The 18090-nt window shown below is 75.3% G+C and carries 15 protein-coding genes; 4 read left to right on the top strand and 11 right to left on the bottom strand.

Annotated elements, in window-relative coordinates; genetic code table 11:
• Window positions 1-38: 38 nt before the first annotated feature.
• Window positions 39-1802: a methyl-accepting chemotaxis protein gene (locus K5O09_RS12725; protein WP_222169885.1), complete on the bottom strand. Its 1764-nt coding sequence runs from the start codon at window positions 1800-1802 to the stop codon at window positions 39-41.
• 179 nt (window positions 1803-1981) lie between these two features.
• Between K5O09_RS12725 and K5O09_RS12730 the strand changes: the two genes are divergently transcribed.
• On the top strand, window positions 1982-3049 hold the full coding sequence (locus K5O09_RS12730; RefSeq protein ID WP_222169886.1) for an ATP-dependent DNA ligase: 1068 nt from the start codon (window positions 1982-1984) through the stop codon (window positions 3047-3049).
• A gap of 74 nt (window positions 3050-3123) precedes the next feature.
• Entirely contained in the window at window positions 3124-4509 is a 1386-nt protein-coding gene (locus K5O09_RS12735) for an NAD(P)/FAD-dependent oxidoreductase (protein WP_222169887.1), read from the top strand.
• Between the two features lie 26 nt (window positions 4510-4535).
• On the opposite strand, the gene K5O09_RS12740 is transcribed toward K5O09_RS12735, so the two are convergent.
• Together K5O09_RS12740 and K5O09_RS12745 are read right to left on the bottom strand one after the other, a co-directional pair.
• Window positions 4536-5288 (bottom strand): triacylglycerol lipase, encoded by a 753-nt coding sequence (locus K5O09_RS12740; RefSeq protein ID WP_222169888.1) that lies wholly within the window; start codon window positions 5286-5288, stop codon window positions 4536-4538.
• The gene (locus K5O09_RS12745) at window positions 5282-5929 is read right to left on the bottom strand and encodes an alpha/beta fold hydrolase (protein WP_222169889.1); all 648 of its coding nucleotides are present in this window, start codon (window positions 5927-5929) and stop codon (window positions 5282-5284) included. Before K5O09_RS12745 ends, K5O09_RS12740 begins: the two co-directional genes overlap by 7 nt.
• 457 nt (window positions 5930-6386) lie before the next feature.
• Here K5O09_RS12745 and K5O09_RS12750 point away from each other — a divergent pair, with 457 nt between their 5' ends.
• Complete coding sequence (locus tag K5O09_RS12750; RefSeq protein WP_222169890.1) at window positions 6387-8543, top strand: thioredoxin domain-containing protein; 2157 nt, start codon at window positions 6387-6389, stop codon at window positions 8541-8543.
• A gap of 36 nt (window positions 8544-8579) precedes the next feature.
• Here K5O09_RS12750 and smpB read toward each other — a convergent pair whose 3' ends face one another.
• The 5 genes from smpB to prfB form a co-directional block, all read right to left on the bottom strand.
• Window positions 8580-9050 (bottom strand): SsrA-binding protein SmpB, encoded by a 471-nt coding sequence (gene smpB / locus K5O09_RS12755; protein ID WP_222169891.1) that lies wholly within the window; start codon window positions 9048-9050, stop codon window positions 8580-8582.
• Window positions 9051-9147: 97 nt separating this feature from the next.
• Entirely contained in the window at window positions 9148-10491 is a 1344-nt protein-coding gene (locus K5O09_RS12760; RefSeq protein WP_222169892.1) for a M23 family metallopeptidase, read from the bottom strand.
• Between the two features lies 1 nt (window position 10492).
• Entirely contained in the window at window positions 10493-11410 is a 918-nt protein-coding gene (ftsX, locus tag K5O09_RS12765; protein WP_222169893.1) for a permease-like cell division protein FtsX, read from the bottom strand.
• 13 nt (window positions 11411-11423) lie between these two features.
• Window positions 11424-12113 (bottom strand): cell division ATP-binding protein FtsE, encoded by a 690-nt coding sequence (ftsE, locus tag K5O09_RS12770; RefSeq protein WP_222169894.1) that lies wholly within the window; start codon window positions 12111-12113, stop codon window positions 11424-11426.
• Window positions 12114-12285: 172 nt separating this feature from the next.
• Entirely contained in the window at window positions 12286-13398 is a 1113-nt protein-coding gene (gene prfB, locus K5O09_RS12775; protein ID WP_222169895.1) for a peptide chain release factor 2, read from the bottom strand.
• A gap of 102 nt (window positions 13399-13500) precedes the next feature.
• Between prfB and K5O09_RS12780 the strand changes: the two genes are divergently transcribed.
• Window positions 13501-14409 (top strand): aldose 1-epimerase family protein, encoded by a 909-nt coding sequence (locus tag K5O09_RS12780; RefSeq protein WP_222169896.1) that lies wholly within the window; start codon window positions 13501-13503, stop codon window positions 14407-14409.
• Between the two features lie 78 nt (window positions 14410-14487).
• Here K5O09_RS12780 and K5O09_RS12785 read toward each other — a convergent pair whose 3' ends face one another.
• From K5O09_RS12785 to K5O09_RS12795, 3 genes are all read right to left on the bottom strand, one after another.
• Window positions 14488-15336 carry a M15 family metallopeptidase gene (locus K5O09_RS12785; protein ID WP_222169897.1) on the bottom strand — a complete coding sequence of 283 codons (849 nt, stop codon included), beginning with the start codon at window positions 15334-15336 and terminating at the stop codon, window positions 14488-14490.
• Between the two features lie 261 nt (window positions 15337-15597).
• Window positions 15598-16644, bottom strand: a complete 1047-nt coding sequence (locus K5O09_RS12790; protein WP_222169898.1) for a hemolysin family protein — start codon at window positions 16642-16644, stop codon at window positions 15598-15600.
• Window positions 16641-17969: a hemolysin family protein gene (locus K5O09_RS12795; protein ID WP_222169899.1), complete on the bottom strand. Its 1329-nt coding sequence runs from the start codon at window positions 17967-17969 to the stop codon at window positions 16641-16643. Before K5O09_RS12795 ends, K5O09_RS12790 begins: the two co-directional genes overlap by 4 nt.
• Window positions 17970-18090 lie beyond the last annotated feature (121 nt).

Here is an 18090-nt window from a genome sequence, read left to right on the forward strand (position 1 = left end):
CGCCGGTCGGGATGTCGACCCGGCCGGCGCCCCACCGGTCACGCCGTCGGCAGCGTGACGAACGCGGTGTCGGGCGCGTCTCGGCGCGCGGGCTCGCGCTGCTGCGGCAGCTCGGGCGACACGCCACCCGGCCCGGCCGGCACCCGGTAGCGGAACTGCCCCACGACGCCGCGCAGCCTCCCCGACAGCGCCGCGAGCTCGCCCGCCGCCCGCTCCGACTCCGCGGACCCGTCCCGCGTGACCGCCGCGGCCTGCGCGACACCGGCGATGTTCTCCGCGATCTGCCCCGAGCCGCCCGCGGCCTCCGTGACGTTGCGCCCGATCTCCGCGGTGGTGGCGGTCTGCTCCTCGACGGCCGCGGCCACCGTGGTCTGCAGCTCGTGCACCGCGCCGACGACGCGGGAGATCTCCGCGACCGCCTCCACGGCACGGGCCGCGTCGGCCTGGATGGCCTCGACGCGGCGCGCAATGTCCTCCGTGGCGTCGCCCGTCTCCTGCGCGAGGTCCTTGACCTCCCCGGCGACCACGGCGAAGCCCTTGCCCTCCTGCCCGGCCCGCGCCGCCTCGATGGTCGCGTTGAGCGCGAGCAGGTTCGTCTGCCCGGCGATCGCCGCGATCGACTTCACGACGTCACCGATCTGCCGGCTCGACTCCCCCAGCCGCTCGATGACGGCCGTCGTCTCCGCGGCCGACCGGGCCGCCTGGTCGCTGATGCGCGCCGCCTCGCTCGTGGACCGGCTGATCTCCTGGATCGACGCGTCCATCTGCTGGGTGCCGGCGGCGACGGTCTGCGTGGTGCGGGACACCTCCTCGGCGGCTGCGGAGACCACGCCCGCCTGAGCCTCGGTCTGCTCGGCCTGCGCGGCGATCTGCTGGGCGGACCCGGACAGCTGCTCGGCGGCCGCCGCGAGCGTGACCGACGTGGTGTCGATGTCACCGACGACCTCCCGCAGCGTGCCGATCGCGCGGTCGAGCGACTGCGCCGCGCGCCCCGGCTCGTCCTGGGTGTCGAGCCCGGCCTCGACGGTCAGGTCACCGTCGGCGAGGGCGTCGCACGCGACACGCACGCGCTCGACGGCCCGCAGGATGCCGCGCGCGGTGACGAGCCCGAGCGTGAGCGCCAGCACGAGCCCCGCGGCGAGCAGCGCCACCACGAGCGTGCGGTTCGAGACGTAGGCGGCGTGGGCCTCGGCGACGGACTCCTGCGCGGATGCCTTCTCGCCGTCGACCATCGTGGCGAGCGCGTCCATCATGGTGGTGATCAGCGGGGCCGCCTGCATGTCACGCGCCCGCTGCCAGGCCGCTATGTCGCCCCGCTCGGCAGCGGGCAGCAGCGTCCCGTCGCGGAGCTGCTGGTAGGACGCGAGCGCGTCGGCGAACGCCGCCGCGCCCTCCGCGAGGGGCTCGTCCCCGGCGCCGCCGGCGTCCTCGACGACGGCGCCGAGGTCCTCCGCGATCGCCGCGTCCAGGGCCGCGATGTCACGGACGAACGCCTGCCGGGAGGCCTCGTCGGCGGCGAGCGCGTGGCTCGTGACGTCCAGGCGCATCTCGAGCGTCGAGCGGCGCATCGCGGCGACGCGCTCGAAGCCGAGCAGGTCGTCGTCGTAGACGCTGGCGGTGGCGGCGTCGGTGCGCGCCAGGGCGGCCAGCGCGGAGGCGCCGACGGCCCCGGCCGCGACGACGCCGACGAGCACGGACGCGACGATGCGGGTGCGGACGCCCAGGTCCCCGAAACGGCGGCGGTGCGGGCGCCCGGGCGAGGTGGTGCCGTCGGGTCGTGGATGGAGTGCGGGCACGGACATGGGTCCCCCTGGATGGGTCGGTGCGCCCCCTGAGGCGCTGTGTCGCCCCGATCGGCGCGCACAGGCCCACCGGCATGGGACCTGCGTCCCGCCCGTGCTGCACGTTCGTGCAGCACCACGCCCCCGCGCCGACGCGTGACCCCTGGCCGGTCCCGCCGACGCCGAGCAGGATGGGCGCCATGGACCTGCCCGTCATGCCCCCGGTCGCGCCGATGCTGGCCAAGGCGGTGCCCGAGATCCCCGACCTCGGCCACACCGAGCCCAAGTGGGACGGCTTCCGCACGATCGTGTTCCGGGACGGCGACGAGGTGGTGCTCGGCAGCCGCAACGAGAAGCCGATGACGCGCTACTTCCCGGAGCTGGTCGAGCAGCTGCGGGCGCACACCCCGGAGCGCTGCGTCCTGGACGGGGAGATCGTCGTGGTCGCGGGCGACCGGCTCGACTTCGACGCCCTGCAGCAGCGCATCCACCCCGCGGAGAGCCGGGTGCGGCTGCTGTCGCAGCAGACACCGGCCTCGTTCGTGGCGTTCGACGCGCTGGCGCTCGGCGACGACGACCTCATGGGCACGCCGCTGCGCGACCGCCGCGCGCGCCTCGTGGACGCCCTCGGCGGGGCGCAGGCGCCCGTGCACGTCACACCGGCGACCGCGGACCTCGCGGAGGCGCAGGGCTGGTTCCGGCGGTTCGAGGGCGCGGGCCTCGACGGGGTGGTCGCCAAGCCGCTCGACGGGACCTACCAGCCGGACAAGCGCGCGATGTTCAAGGTGAAGCACGCCCGCACGGCGGACTGCGTGGTCGCCGGGTTCCGGTGGCACAAGTCCGGGCCGGTGCTCGGCTCGCTGCTGCTGGGGTTGTGGACGGACGACGGCCGGCTCCAGCACGTCGGCGTCGCCGCCTCGTTCCCGATGCCCCGCCGCAGAGCCCTCGTCGAGGAGCTCGCCCCGCTGCGCGCCGACGACCTGGCCGGGCACCCGTGGGGCGACTGGGCGGACCAGTCCGCGCACGAGGGCAAGCGGATGCCCGGTGCGGTGAGCCGGTGGAGCGCCGGGAAGGACCTGTCGTTCGTCCCGCTGCGGCCCGAGCTCGTCGTCGAGGTGGCGTACGACCACATGGAGGGCGACCGGTTCCGGCACACCGCCCAGTTCCGCCGCTGGCGGCCCGACCGCGACCCGGCGACCTGCACCTACGCCCAGCTCGAGGAACCGGTGGGGTTCCGGCTGTCGGAGATCCTCGCGCCGCCGTCCTGAGCCCCGCCGCGCGCACCGGGGAGTGCGCTCGTAGGGTCGATCGGGTCCCGCCTCCTCCCGCGGAAGGACCCCCGATGAGCCACACCGCACCGGCCCCGGACCAGGCCCCCTCCCCCGCCCGGCCGCACCACGTGGTCGTGATCGGCGCCGGGTTCGGCGGGCTGTTCGCGACGAAGGCCCTGGCCGACGCGCCCGTCCGCGTGACCGTCATCGACGGCACCGCCACGCACCTGTTCCAGCCGCTGCTCTACCAGGTGGCGACCGGCGTGCTCTCCGTCGGCGAGATCGCCCCCGCCGCCCGGGACGTGCTGCGGCGGCAACGGAACGCGCGCGTGCTGCTGGGCGTGGTGACCGACGTCGACGTGGAGCAGCGCGTCGTGGTGTCGTCCTCGCCGCTCGGGGAGACGCGCACCTCCTACGACAGCCTGGTCGTCGCGGCCGGCGCCGGGCAGTCGTACTTCGGCAACGACCGGTTCGCCGACCACGCGCCGGGCCTCAAGAGCATCGACGACGCCCTCGAGCTGCGCGGGCGCATCTTCGGGGCGTTCGAGCTGGCGGAGCTCGCCACCGACCCGGCGGACCGCGCCCGCCTCACGACCTTCGTGGTGGTCGGCGCCGGCCCGACCGGCGTCGAGATGGCCGGCCAGCTCGCGGAGCTCGCGCACCGGTCGCTGCGCGGCAACTTCCGGCACCTCGACCCCGCCCAGGCACGCATCCTGCTGGTCGACCCGGTGCCGAAGGTGCTGCCCGGCTACCCCGAGAAGCTCCAGGACGCCGCCGCCCGCACGCTCGAGGGTCTGGGCGTCGAGCTGCTCATGAACCACAAGGTCGTCGACGTCGACGCGGACTCGGTCGCGGTGGAGGACCCCGACGGCCGGCGCACGCGCATCGACGCCCAGACGAAGATCTGGGCGGCCGGCGTCGCGGCGTCCCCGCTGGGGCGCCTGCTCGGCGAGCGGACGGGCGCCGAGGTCGACCGGGCCGGCCGGGTGGTCGTGGAGCCGAACGGCTCGCTGCCCGGGCACCCCGAGGTGTTCGTGGTCGGCGACATGGCGGCGCGCACGTCCGTGCCCGGGGTCGCCCCCGCGGCGATGCAGACGGGCCGGTACGCCGCGCAGGAGATCGTGCGCCGGCTGCGGGGCGAGCCCTCGGGCGGCCCCTTCGTGTACCGGGACAAGGGCAGCCTGGCGACGGTCTCGCGGTTCGAGGCGGTCGCGAGCATCGGCGCCGTGAAGGTGTCGGGGTTCCTCGCCTGGCTGCTGTGGCTCGGGGTGCACCTCGTGTACCTCGTGGGGTTCAAGAACCGCGTGACGACGCTGCTGCACTGGGCCGTGTCGTTCGTCGGGCGGGGCCGCTCCGAGCGCACCGCCACCTGGCAGCAGGTGGTCGGCCGCACGGTGCTGCGCTCGCGCGGCGCGGAGCACCCCACCCGGCGCGCGGACGACGTCGCGGGGAGCTGACCGAGGAGTCCGCCGGCCGACCGGCCTCAGCGCGACGTCCGGGCGCCGTCGGCACCCGGATGGCTCGCCGCGAACCGGTCGAGCTCGGCCGCGACGACGCTGCGCAGCTCGGCGCTGCACAGCGGCAGGAAGTGCCCCGGCGTCCGCAGACGCACGAGCCGCGCGCCCGGGAGCGCGCCGTCGCCGGGGATGTGCGGGTCCCAGCGGGTGGCGGCCGCCACGATGCGGCCGTGGTCGGCCCGCTGGGCCGCGAGCGCGGTGAGCACCTCGTCGTCCGGCAGGAACGCGCGCAGCGCCGGCACCGGGAGCCACCGCGCGTAGGGCGAGCCGGCGAAGGGCGTGTTGACGGCCACCATGCCCCGCAGGCGGTCCCGCACGTCCGCGCGGCCGAGCAGCGCCTTGCCGATGAGGCCGCCCTTGGAGTGCGCGACGACGACCGCACCCCGCAGGTCGAGCTCCCGGACGCGGTCCGCGGCGAGCTCGGTCATCTCGGGGAGGCCGCCGCCGTTGAACCCGAGCCCGGGGACGACGTGGACCGCGTGCCCTCGGGCGTGCAGGGCGCCCCCGAGGGGCTCGAGGAACCGCCACGGCTCCCACACGCCGGGCAGCAGCAGCACCTCCGGCGGGCGGCGCGCCGCGGGGTGGGCCCACGCGCCCGGCGGCGTCCGCGACAGCAGCGCGGCGGCCTGCCGCCAGCCGGCGTACCCGTAGTCGAGGACCCGCCACGCGGTGCGGGCGGCCACCTCGGCCGGCCGCCGGCGTGCGCGCGCCGTCACCACGCGCCCTCCCGCACCCAGCGGGCGAGCAGCGGGGCGTGGGTCGCCTGCGGGATGTGGCCCGCGCGCGGCACCTCCCGCACGGTCCCCCGGGGTGCGAGCGCCGCCAGGCGCCGGTGCCAGTCGCGTGTGGCGACCGGGTCGTGCTCCCCGCGGACCAGCAGCGCCGGGCCGGGCAGCCTGCTGACGGCCGCCGCCGTGTCGTAGGCGAACATCTCCGGCAGCACCGCCGAGAACCACCGCGGACCGGCACGCAGGTAGTCCGTGGCGACGACGGCGTTGACGGCGGGCGGCTCGTACCGGGCGTCCCGCGCGAGCCTCGCCGCCTGCCCGGCCACCGACGGCGCGGACGGGTCGACCACGGCGCCCACCAGCACCACCCGGGACACCGCCCGCGGGTCGCGCAGCATGGCCTCGGCGACGACCTGCGCCCCCATCGAGTGCCCCACGAGCACCGCGTCCTCGACGCCGCGCAGCAGCCCCAGCACGACGTCCGCCAGGTCACCCACCGCCGGGACACGCTGCGGCCGGGGGCTGCGGCCGAAGCCGGGCAGGTCCGGCACGAGCACCCGTCGATCGCGGCACAGCTCCGCCGCCAGCGGGCGCCAGTACCGGTGCGAGACGCCGATGCCGTGCACCAGCACGACCGGGGGCGAGTCCGGGTCCCCGCAGGCGGCGACGACGAGGCGCTCGCCGGCGCCGGTCCCCCGAACGGAGCGCCCCTCCGGCGGCCGCGCCCGGCGGTCACCCGGCCCGCCTGGGCGCGACGGAGCCGCGGCCGGGGCGGCCCGCGGCGGGTCCGGCGCGGGGGGCCGTGCGGGCGGGGTGGGGCGCGGCCGCGTCGCGGGCGCGGTGGCCGGAGTGGGCGGCGTGGTCCGGCTGGTCGAGGGCAGGGCGGCCTCCAGGCTGCGTGCGGTGACGGGCAGTGCGGTGACGGACGGGGCAGTGACGGACGGGGCGCGGACGGCGTGCACGCAGGGGGTCGGAGCGCGCCCGCCGGCGGGCGCGCTCCGATGACTCTGGACGACGTCGCTCGAGTCGGCGACCGCTGGCGCGCCCTCGCGCTCGCGGCGCGGCGCCGCCCGGGTGACAGTGGAGGGCATGGCCGACCGCCTCGCCCGCAGCACCAGCCCGTACCTGCGCCAGCACGCCGGCAACCCCGTCGACTGGTGGGAGTGGGGCCCGGATGCCCTGGCCGAGGCCCGCCGCCGGGACGTCCCGCTGCTGGTGTCGATCGGCTACGCGTCCTGCCACTGGTGCCACGTCATGGCGCACGAGTCCTTCGAGGACCCGGAGGTCGCCGCCGTGATGAACCGCGGGTTCGTGAACATCAAGGTGGACCGCGAGGAGCGCCCGGACCTGGACGCGGCGTACATGGCCGCGACCCAGGCGATGACCGGGCAGGGCGGCTGGCCGATGACGGTGTTCGCCACCCCGGACGGCGACCCGTTCTTCTGCGGGACGTACTTCCCGCCGGTGCCGGTCGCGGGGCGGCCGTCGTTCCGCCAGGTGCTCGACGCCCTGTCCCGGACCTGGCGGGAGCGGCGTGACGAGGTCCGGGCGGGGGCCGCGGAGCTGCTCGCGGCGGTGGGCGGCGCCGCGGGACCGGGCGCCGGTGCGCGACGGGGCGACGGCGCGGGTGGGACCGACGGCTCCCCGCCGCCCGACCCCGGCGACGCGGGCCGCACTGGCGACCCCGCCGCCGACGCCGGCTCCCCCGCGCTCGACCTGGCCGCCGTCGCCCGGGTCGGCGACCTGGCCCTGACGGCGCTCGCCGACGCGTACGACGCGGAGCACGGCGGGTTCGGCGGCGCCCCGAAGTTCCCGCCGTCGCCGCTGCTGGAGTGGCTGCTGCGCCGCGCGGCCCGGACCGGAGACGAGCGCGCCCTGGCGATGGCCGGGGGCACCCTGAGCGCGATGGCCCGCGGCGGCATGGCGGACCAGGTCGGCGGGGGCTTCGCGCGCTACTCCGTGGACGCCACATGGACGGTGCCGCACTTCGAGAAGATGCTCGAGGACAACGCGATGCTGCTGCGGGTGTACGCGCACTGGTGGCGGCTGACGGGGTCCGACCTGGCGCGCCGCGTCGTCGAGGGGACCGCGGAGCACCTGCTGCGGGACCTGCGCACCCCCGAGGGCGGCTTCGCGTCGTCGCTCGACGCGGACACGGCCGGCATCGAGGGCGCCACCTACGTGTGGACCCCGGCGGAGCTGACCGCCGTGCTCGGGCCGGAGGACGGGGCGTGGGCGGCGGACGTGCTCGGGGTGACGCCCGCGGGCACGTTCGAGTCCGGGGCGTCGGTGCTGACGCTGCGCTCCGGGCCGGACCCGCGCGAGGAGGTCCGCCTCGAGCGCGTGCGCCGGGCGCTGCTACGGGCGCGTGCGACCCGCCCGCAGCCGCACCGGGACGACAAGGTGGTGGCGGCGTGGAACGGCCTGGCGGTCGCGGCGCTCGCCGAGGCGGGCGCGGTGCTGGAGCGCCGGGAGTGGGTGGCCGCCGCGCAGGACGCCGCCGAGCTGCTGCACCGCGTGCACACCCTCCAGGGCGGCGACGGGCTGACCCGGCTGGCCCGCACGTCGCGTGACGGCGCGGTGGGGACGGCGCCGGGCGTCCTGGCGGACTACGCCGCCGTCGCGGAGGGCTGGCTGGTGCTGGGCGGCGTGACGGGCGACCACCGCTGGGCCGCCCGCGGGTCGGCACTGCTCGACACGGTGCTGGCGCGGTTCCGGGCACCGGGCCACGGCTTCCGAGCGACCGCGGACGACCAGACCGACCCGGTGGTCGGCCGCCTCGCCGGCGGCCCGGACGTCGCGGACGGCCCCAGCCCGAACGCCGGGGCCGCCGCCGCGGGAGCCCTGCTGATGAGGGCGGCGCTCACCGGCTCGGCGACGGACCGGCAGGCTGGAGAGCTCGCGCTCGCCGACCCGCTGTCAATCGCGCACCGCCACCCGCGGGCCGTCGGGTGGGCGCTCGCCGTCGCGGAGGCCGTCCTGGACGGTCCCCGCGAGGTCGCGGTGGTGGGCCGGGCCGACGACCCGGGGCGGGTGGCCCTGGTCCGGACCGCCGCGCGCGCGACCGCGCCGGGGCTCGTGCTCGCGCAGGGCGACCCGGACGAGGTCGCCGGTTCGGCGGACGCGGTGGGGCTGCTGCGGGACCGGCCGCTGGTCGGCGGACGCGCCGCGGCGTACGTGTGCCGCGGCTTCGTGTGCGACCGCCCGACCACCGACCCGGCGGAGCTGCGGGCGTCGCTCGCCTGACGTGCCCCGGCGGGGCGTGCGGGTCCGGGGCGACCGTCAGCGGTCGCGCTTCTCCCGCATCGCCCGCTGCGCCTCGAGGTTGTCCTGCCGCTCGCGCAGGGCCTGCCGCTTGTCCCACTCCTTCTTGCCGCGGGCCAGCGCGATCTCGGCCTTCGCGCGCCCGTCGAGGAAGTACAGGGACAGCGGCACGATCGTCTGCCCCTTCTCGCGGGTCTTCGCCTCGAGCCGGTCGATCTCGTCGCGGTGCAGCAGCAGCTTCCGCTTGCGCCGCGGCGCGTGGTTGGTCCAGGTGCCCTGGGAGTACTCCGGGATGTGGACGCCCTCGAGCCACGCCTCGCCGCCGTCCACCGAGCACCAGCCGTCCACCAGCGACGCCCGCCCGGCGCGCAGCGCCTTGACCTCGGTCCCGGTCAGCACGACGCCGGCCTCGAACACGTCCTCGATGAGGTAGTCGTGGCGGGCCTTGCGGTTGGACGCGACGAGCGACCGGCCGGTCTGCTTGGCCATGGGGGCGTCCTCCTTCGTGCGGGTGCGGGCGTGCGGCGGTGTGCCGTGGCGACGCAGCAGCCTATCGGCCGGTGCGCCGCACCCCCAGCGGATTCCGCTACAGGCCGAGCAGCGGCCGCGGGTTCACCGTGGCCCCGTTGACGTAGACCTCGAAGTGCAGGTGGCAGGCCGCCGACGTCCCCGTGTTGCCGGAGTAGCCGAGCAGCTGGCCGCGGGACACCGCCTGGCCGCCCCCGACCACGAAGCTCGTCATGTGGTTGTACGAGGTCATCAGGGAGTTCCCGTCGACCAGCCCGTGGTCGACCATCACCTGGTTGCCGAACCCGTTGCGCCACTGGGCCCACTGCACGGTGCCCTCCTTGGCGGCGTAGATCGGGGTGCCGCACCACGTGCGCAGGTCGATGCCGGCGTGCAGGCGGTAGTACCCGAGGATCGGGTGCAGGCGCATCCCGTACTCGCTGGTGACGTAGATCGGGCTGATCGAGGTCGGGTTGCCGAACAGCGCGCCGCTCACGGTGCCGCTGGGGGCCGGGGGCGGGGCGGTCCCCGCGGCGGCGGCCGCGGCGGCGGCGCGCTCGCGCTGCTGGGCCGCGACCTGCTCGAGCTTCTTCCGGATGGCCGCGGCCTCGGCGTCGATCTGGTCGACCTCGGCCTGCGCGGCCGACTTCTGCTGCTCGATCTGCTTCTTCTTGGCGGTCTGCTCGGCGACCAGGCGCTCGACCTCGGCCTCGCGGTCCGCGGCCTCCTGGCGCGCCGCCTCGGCCTGGGCGACCTTCGCGTCCGCCTCGTCCTTGAGCTCCGCGATCCGGTCGCCCACCGCGGTGAGGCGCGCCTGGCTGTTGCGGTTGTCGGCGCTGATCGCGGCGAGCTCGTCGAGCACCTCGGACTGCGCGCGCTGCGCGGCGGTCGCGAGGCTGTACTGCTCGGTGAACTCCTCGACGGACTGCGCCTCCATGACCACGCTCAGGCCGGAGAGCTCCGGTCCCCCCTGGTACGCCTGCCGGGCGAGCTGGCCGATCTGGGAGCGGATCTCGTCGGCGCGCGCCGAGTCCTGCTCGATGGTGGCCGAGATCGACGCCTGCTGGTCCTGGGCGTCCTGGAGCCGCGCGGCGATCAGCGCGGCCTCCCGCTCGTAGCCCGCGAGGGCCTCCTCCGCGGCGGACAGCGCCTCGCGCGCCGGGCCGAGCTGCTGCTGGACCGCGAGCAGCTCCTGCGCCGTCTGCGCCAGCTCCTCGCTCAGCCCCTCGAGCGCAGCCTCGGCGTCGGCGCGCTGCTGGTCGTTCGCCTGCTGCCGCTGCTCGAGCTGCGACTGCTGGTCGTCGAGGTCGTCGCCGGCCGCCGAGCCCGCGGCGGTGACGCCGACGAGGACGGCCAGGACGCCGGCGAGCAGCCCCGCGAGGGGGCGCCGGCCCCGGGGACGGTGCGGGCGGCTGCGGCGCATGTCAGACCTTCGTGTAGCGGCTGAGGGTGACCAGGGACGAGATCGCGGCGAGCACGACGGCGGCGACGACGAGGAACGGTGCGATCTGCCACACCTCGTTGGTGGTGACGTACGGGATCCAGGCGACCTGCCCTCCGAGCCAGTCGCTGACCAGGTACTGCACGCCGGCCCACAGCCCCGCCACGGACAGCGCGGCGCCGATGGTGGCCGCGATCGCACCCTCGAGCATGAACGGCAGCTGGATGAACAGGTTGGAGGCGCCGACCATGCGCATGATCCCGGTCTCCCGCCGGCGGCTCATCGCCGACAGCCGGATGGTCGTGGTGATGAGGAGCACCGCGGCGAGCAGCATCACGCCGGCCAGGCCCAGGGACAGCAGCGTCGCGCTGTTGAGCACCCGGAACAGGGAGTTGTAGAGCTCGCGCTGGTCCTGCACGTTCTCGACGCCCTGGCGGCCCTGGAGCACGTCCGCGACGACCTCGAACTTCTCCGGGTCGGTGAGCTTGATGCGCAGCGACTCGTTCATGTCGTCGACCGTCGTGATCTGGGCCCAGAACTGCCCGTCGAACTGGCGCTCGAACGTCTCGTACGCCTGCTCCTTGGACTCCTCGGAAATCTTCTCGATGTACGGCGCGACGTCGGGGGCGTCGAGCGCGTCCCGGATCGCCTGCTTCTGCTCGTCGGTGACCTCGCCACCGGCGCACGTCGGCTCCGGGGACTCGCCCGCGGGGCACAGGTACACCGCGACCTCGACCTTGCCGTACCAGTCGTCCTTCATCTTGGTGATCTGCATCTGCAGCAGCGCCGCGGCACCCACGAACGACAGCGACACGAACGTCACGAGGACGACCGACACCGCCATCGACAGGTTCCGGCGCAGGCCGATGCCGATCTCGGAGAGGATGAACTGCAGTCGCACGTCTGCCCCTCCCTCAGCGGTCCGAGCCGTAGACGCCGCGCGACTGGTCGCGCACCATCTCGCCGCCGGAGAGCTCGACGACGCGCTTGCGCATCTGGTCGACGATCTCGTCGTCGTGGGTGGCCATGACGACCGTGGTACCCGTGCGGTTGATCCGGTCGAGCAGGCGCATGATCCCCAGGGAGGTCGTCGGGTCGAGGTTGCCGGTCGGCTCGTCCGCCAGGAGGATCGACGGCCGGTTGACGAAGGCCCGCGCGATCGCGACACGCTGCTGCTCGCCGCCGGACAGCTCGTGGGGCCGGCGCTTCTCCTTGCCGGCCAGCCCCACCATCTCCAGCACGTCCGGGACGGTCGTCAGGATGTGGTGGCGCGGCTTGCCGATGACCTGGAGCGCGAACGCCACGTTCTCGAAGACGGTCTTGTTGTGCAGCAGGCGGAAGTCCTGGAACACCGCGCCGATCTGGCGCCGCAGCTGCGGGACCTTCCACGACGACAGCGTGGTGAGGTCCTTGCCCGCGACGAAGACGCGCCCGGCCGACGGCCGCTCCTCACGCAGCACGAGGCGCAGGAAGGTGGACTTCCCGGAGCCGGACGCCCCGACGAGGAACACGAACTCGCCGCGTTCGACGTCCAAGGTGACCTGGTCCAGCGCGGGGCGCGCGCCGCGCGCGTAGACCTTGGTGACGTTCTCGAATCTGATCACAACGGTGCGGCCAGTGCTGGGGGACGGGAGGGTGGTGCGGTCCTGGCCGCGACGAGCGTAGGCAGCGCCCCGTCGTGACCGGACCGTGACACGCCGTCGGTTCCCTGTGAGAACGGGCGACCGGCCCCGTCAACGCGCGAGGCCGCCCGAATAGCCCGGAACGTCCCGGTTTTCAGTCCTGCGGGGACCGCCGCCAGCGGATGCCCGCCTCGATGAACCCGTCGATGTCCCCGTCGAACACCGCCGAGGTGTTGCCGACCTCGTGCTCGGTCCGCAGGTCCTTGACCATCTGGTACGGGTGCAGCACGTAGGACCGCATCTGGTCGCCCCAGGACGCCTTGATGTCGCCCGCGAGCTCCTTCTTCTTCGCGTCCTCCTCGGCCCTGCGGACCAGGAGCAGGCGGGACTGCAGGACGCGCAGCGCGGCCGCGCGGTTCTGGATCTGCGACTTCTCGTTCTGCATCGACACGACGATGCCGGTCGGGAGGTGCGTCATGCGGACCGCGGAGTCGGTCGTGTTGACCGACTGCCCGCCCGGACCCGAGGAGCGGAACACGTCGACCTTGATCTCCGACTCGGGGATCTCGATGTTGTCGTCGCTCTGCTCGATCAGCGGGATCACCTCGACCGCGGCGAACGACGTCTGCCGGCGGCCCTGGTTGTCGAACGGCGAGATGCGGACCAGCCGGTGCGTCCCGGCCTCGACCGACAGGTGCCCGAACGCGTAGGGCGCCTTCACCTCGAACGTCGCCGACTTCAGTCCCGCCTCCTCCGCGTACGAGGTGTCGAGCACCGTGGTCGGGTAGCCGTGCCGCTCGGCCCAGCGCAGGTACATCCGCATGAGCATCTCGGCGAAGTCCGCCGCGTCGACGCCGCCGGCGCCCGCGCGGATCGTCACGACGGCCTCGCGCTGGTCGTACTCGCCGTTCAGGAGCGTGCGGACCTCGAGCTCGCCGAGGTCCTTGCGGATGGTCACCAGCTCGGCCTCGGCCTCGGCGAGCGTCTCGGCGTCGCCGCCGTCCTCCGTCGCCATCTCGACCAGGGTCTCCAGGTCGTCGATGCGACCGCCGAGCCTGTCGACGCGGTCCAGCTCGGACTGCGCGGCGCTCAGCGCGCTCGTGACCTTCTGCGCGGACTCGGGGTCGTCCCACAGGTCCGGGGCCGACGCCTTCTCGGAGAGGTCGGCGATCTTCGCCCGGAGGGCCGTGGGGTCGGACACCGCCTGGATCGACTGGAGCGTGCTGCGCAGGTCGCGGATCTCGGCGGGGAAGTCGGTGGCTGCCACGACGGTCCAGGCTACCGGCTGCCGGGAGACCCCACGAGCAGGGCCACCGCACGCGGGGCGCGGTCCCGGCCGGGGCGCGGCGCGAGCCACTACGGTGTGAGCGTGAACAGCCCAGCCCCGTCCGGACGCCAGCACTCCCTCGCGCACGGCGCGCACCGCGCCACGATCGCCGAGGTCGGCGCCAGCGTCCGCACCTACGCCGTCGGGGGGCGCGACGTCGTGCTCCCGTTCGCCGAGGACGTCCTCGCGCCCGCCTACTCCGGGGCGGTCCTGGCCCCGTGGCCGAACCGCCTGCGTGACGGGCAGTACACCTGGGAGGGCACCGGGTACCAGGTCCCCGTGACCGAGCCGGACCGCGGCACCGCGCTGCACGGCCTCGTCGCGCACGTCCGGTTCGAGCGGGTCGCGGGCGACGACGCCTCGGTCACGCTGCGGCACGACCTGGTGCCGACACCCGGCTACCCGTGGTCGCTGCGCCTCGACGTCACGTACGCGCTGTCCGACGCGGGCCTGCGCGTGCACGTCGTGACCACGAACCTGTCCGGCACGGCCGCGCCGTACGGCATCGGGTTCCACCCGTGGCTCTCCCCCGGTGACGCCGCCGTGGACGACTGCACGCTGCGCGTCGACGCGACGTCGCAGGTGACGAACGACGAGCGCCTGCTGCCGACCGGCACCCGGCCGCTCGCGGGCGCCGAGGACCGCCGCACGCCGCAGCCGCTCGCCGGCACCGCCCTGGACGACGCGTTCGTCGACGTCACGCGCGACGCCGACGGCCTGTCCTGGATCGTGCTCGGCGCTCCGGACGGGCACGGGGCGGCGATGTGGATGGACGGCTCGATGGACACCTGGCAGGTGTGCACCGGCGACGGCATCCCGCTGATCGACCGCCGCGGGGTCGCCGCCGAGCCCATGAGCTGCATCGCCGACGCCTTCCGGACCGGCGAGCGCCTCGTGCGCCTCGAGCCCGGCGCGAGCCACGAGGTGACCTGGGGCATGACGCTCGTCTGAGACGCCGCCCCGCACGGACGACGAAGGCCCCGCCGGTGACCGGCGGGGCCTTCGTGCACGCAGGAGGGTCGGTCGGCGTCAGCCGTAGTACTCGCCGTCGGCCATGACGCCCTTCGTGTACTCCCAGTGCCAGCGCTCGTACGGGCCGCTGCCGCCCGGGCGGGCCCACGCCGGGTTCTCCCAGCCGAACACCGGGGCGTTCTCGTTCAGCCAGTCCCACTGGGCGCCGGTGGTCTGCGAGCTGCACAGGTCGACCGCCAGGCCCCAGCCGTGGTTGCTGCGGCCGGCCGGCGCGGCCAGGCCGCCCTTCGCCGCCTTGACCGCGCGCTGCTCGGCGAGGGTGCGGTACCCGCTCGACAGGCACAGGTCGGTGCCGAACCGCGTGACCCACATCGCGTTGAGCTCGGCGAGCGCCTCGGCGGCGTCCGCCCGGATCTGCGTCGTGCCGTCCCACAGGTAGCAGAGGTCGGACGCGGGCAGCTGGCCGTTCGCGCTGTCGGTGCCGGCCTCGCCGCTGCACCCCGGCAGGATCTCGCGCTCCTCGGAGCGGCTCACGTCGACCTGCGCGCGCACGGCGGTCGCGTCGGTGGAGACGAGGGACGCGGGCGGCAGCACGGCCGCCGGGGAGGACGTCAGCGCCTCCACGGTGCTCGGCAGCGTCGCGTCGGCCTGCGCGTCGGTGTACCCGTCGTCGCTGCGCGCGGACTGCTGCGAGAGCGGGACGGCGACCGTCACGGCCGCCAGCGTCACCAGGACCCCGGCGCGGGTGCCCCACCGGGCGAGCGGCCCCGCGCGGTGGTCGCAGGCCGCCGGCGCGGCGGCCGCCGGCGCTGCGGCGCGCGGGGCGGCGGCGTGGCGGGACGCCTCACGGAGCTGGCGACGGGTCGGGGAACCGGTGGCGGCAGGCTGCGCGCTGTGCGACGCCACGGGGCCTCCGATGCTCGCGGGTGGTCGAGGGATCCCGTCCCGGGAGGCGGGCACGGACCAACCGCGGTGACGACTCCCGGGGGGACGATCACGAAACCATAACGGGCGCACGGCGGCGCTCCAACCCCCTGACGGCGAGATCGTTGACGGATCATCGGCGTGTCGCCCCGGATCACCCACCGGGGCCACCCGGACGTGTGACGAAGGTCCCACGGACGGGCGAACCGGCCCCCGCGGGCACGCCACCGCCGCCCGCCGCGGTCAGCGCCGGACGGCCCCGCGCTGCATCGCGTCCCGCACCTCGCCGACCAGCTCCTCGAGGATGTCCTCCAGGAACACGACGCCGACGGCCCTGCCGTCCGCCTCGACCCGCGCGAGGTGGACGCCGGAGCGCTGCATGGCCGCGAGCGCCGCCTCCACCTCGTCGCCGGGCGACACGACCGCGAGCGCCCGCACCCGCCAGGCCGGCACCGGCAGCCGCCGGGACGCGTCGTCGGCGTACAGGACGTCCTTCACGTGCAGGTACCCGGTCGGGCTGCCGTCGCGGCCCAGCACGGGGAACCGGCTGTACCCGGTGCGGGCGACGAGACGCTCGACGTCCTCGGGCGTGACGTCCGCCGGGACGGGCACGAGGTCCGCCACCGGCACCATGACCTCGGCGGCGGTGCGGTCGGAGAACTCCAGCGCACCGGACAGCAGGCCCTGCTCGTCGGCCAGCAGGCCCTCGGCCTGCGACTGCTCGACGATCGACTGCACCTCCTGGGCGGTGAACGCCGACGCCACCTCGTCCCGGGGGTCCACGCCGAACAGCCGCAGCACGTGGTTCGCCACCCAGTTCAGGCCCCCGATGACCGGCCGCACCACGCGCGCCAGCCACACCAGCGGCGGGCCGAACACCAGCACGGCGCGGTCCGGACCGGACACGGCGAGGTTCTTGGGCACCATCTCGCCGAGCACGACGTGCAGGTACACCACGACGACCAGGGCCACCACGAACGCGATCGGGTGCGCGAGGCTCGTGCTCACCCCCAGGGCGTGCAGCGGGTCCTCGATGAGGTGCGCGATCGCCGGCTCCGCCACCAGGCCGAGACTGGTGGAGCACACGGTCACGCCGAGCTGCGCGCACGCGAGCATCAGCGAGACGTGCTCCATCGCCCACAGCACGGTCACGGCGCGGCGGTCGCCCGCCTCGGCCTTCGGCTCGACGGACGAGCGGCGGGCGGAGATGATCGCGAACTCGGCCGCGACGAAGAACGCGTTGCCGGCCAGCAGCGCGATCGCCAGGGCGAGGGCGAGCCCGTTGCTCATCGGCCGGCCTCCTCGTCCTCGACCGGCGCCTCGGCCGGGCGCACGACGACGCGCTCGACCCGGCGGCGGCTCATCGACTCCACACGGAGCAGGACGGCACCCGCCTGCACCTCGTCGCCCACCTCCGGGACCCGCCCGAGCGCGGCCATCACCAGGCCGCCGAGCGTCTCGTACCGGCCGTCCTCCGGGACCACCAGGCCGGTGGTCTCGGTGAGCTCGTCCGGCCGCAGCAGCCCGGAGACCTCCCAGGCTCCGTCGGCGCGCCGGGACGCGGTCGTGCGGCGCCGGTCGTGCTCGTCGGCGACGTCACCCACCAGCTCCTCGACGACGTCCTCCAGGGTGACCACGCCGGACGTGCCGCCGTACTCGTCCACGACCACCGCCATCTGCAGGCCGTGCTCGCGCAGCTCCACCAGCAGCGGGCCGAGGTGCACGGTCTCCGGCACGCGCGGGGCGTCGACCATCAGCGCCGCCGCCGGCACCTCGCCACGGCGCTCGTGCGGCACCGCGATCGCGCGGCGCAGGTGCACCATCCCGACCACGTCGTCCGAGTCGTCGCCGATCACCGGGAACCGGGAGTGCCCGGTCTCGCGGGACAGCCGCACGACGTCCGCCGCGGTGTCCTCCCGGCGCAGCACGACGACGCGCTGCCGGTCGGTCATGACGTCGACCGCGGTGAGGTCGGAGAAGTCGATGGAGTTCGTGATGAGCACCGCGGTCGACGCGTCGAGGGTGCCGACCTGCGCGGACCGCCGGACCAGCGCGGCGAGCTCCTGCGGCGACCGGCCGCCGGACAGCTCCTCGCGCGGCTCGACGCCCACGCGCCGCAGCAGCGCGTTCGCGCTCGAGTTGAACAGCGTGATGAGCGGGCGCAGCGCCGTCGTGAACCCCCGCTGCAGCGGCGCGACCCACCGGGCGGTCGCGAGCGGCCGGCTGATCGCGAAGTTCTTGGGCACCAGCTCGCCGAACAGCATGGAGAACCCGTTGACGAGCACGAGGGTCAGGACCACCGCGACGACGCCGCCGGCCGCCGCGCCGAGGACGGAGTCCCGCAGCGGACCGCCCAGCAGCCGGCTCACCGCCGGCTGGGTGGTGTAGCCGAGCAGCACCGTGGTGACGGTGATGCCGACCTGGGCGCCGGAGAGCTCGGTGGACAGCCGGCGCAGCGCCTTGAGGACGCTCTGGCCGCGGCGGTCGTCGGGGCGGGTCTGGCGGTCGACCACGCCCGGGTCCAGCGTGACCAGCGAGAACTCGCTGGCGACGAACACGGCGGTCCCGGCGGTCAGCACGACGCCGAGCAGCACGAGCAGCCACTCGGTCAGCACGGGCCACCCCGGCGGGGGTCGGCCCCGGCACGGGCGCGGGGCCCCGCGAGGAGGTTCAGGAGGCAGGGAGGGCCGGCATGGTCTCCCCCGGGCTCGTCGGCCCGGGGAGGACGCCGGCAGC

It is taken from the genome of Cellulomonas sp. C5510 (genome assembly GCF_019797765.1).
GTDB lineage: Bacteria > Actinomycetota > Actinomycetes > Actinomycetales > Cellulomonadaceae > Cellulomonas.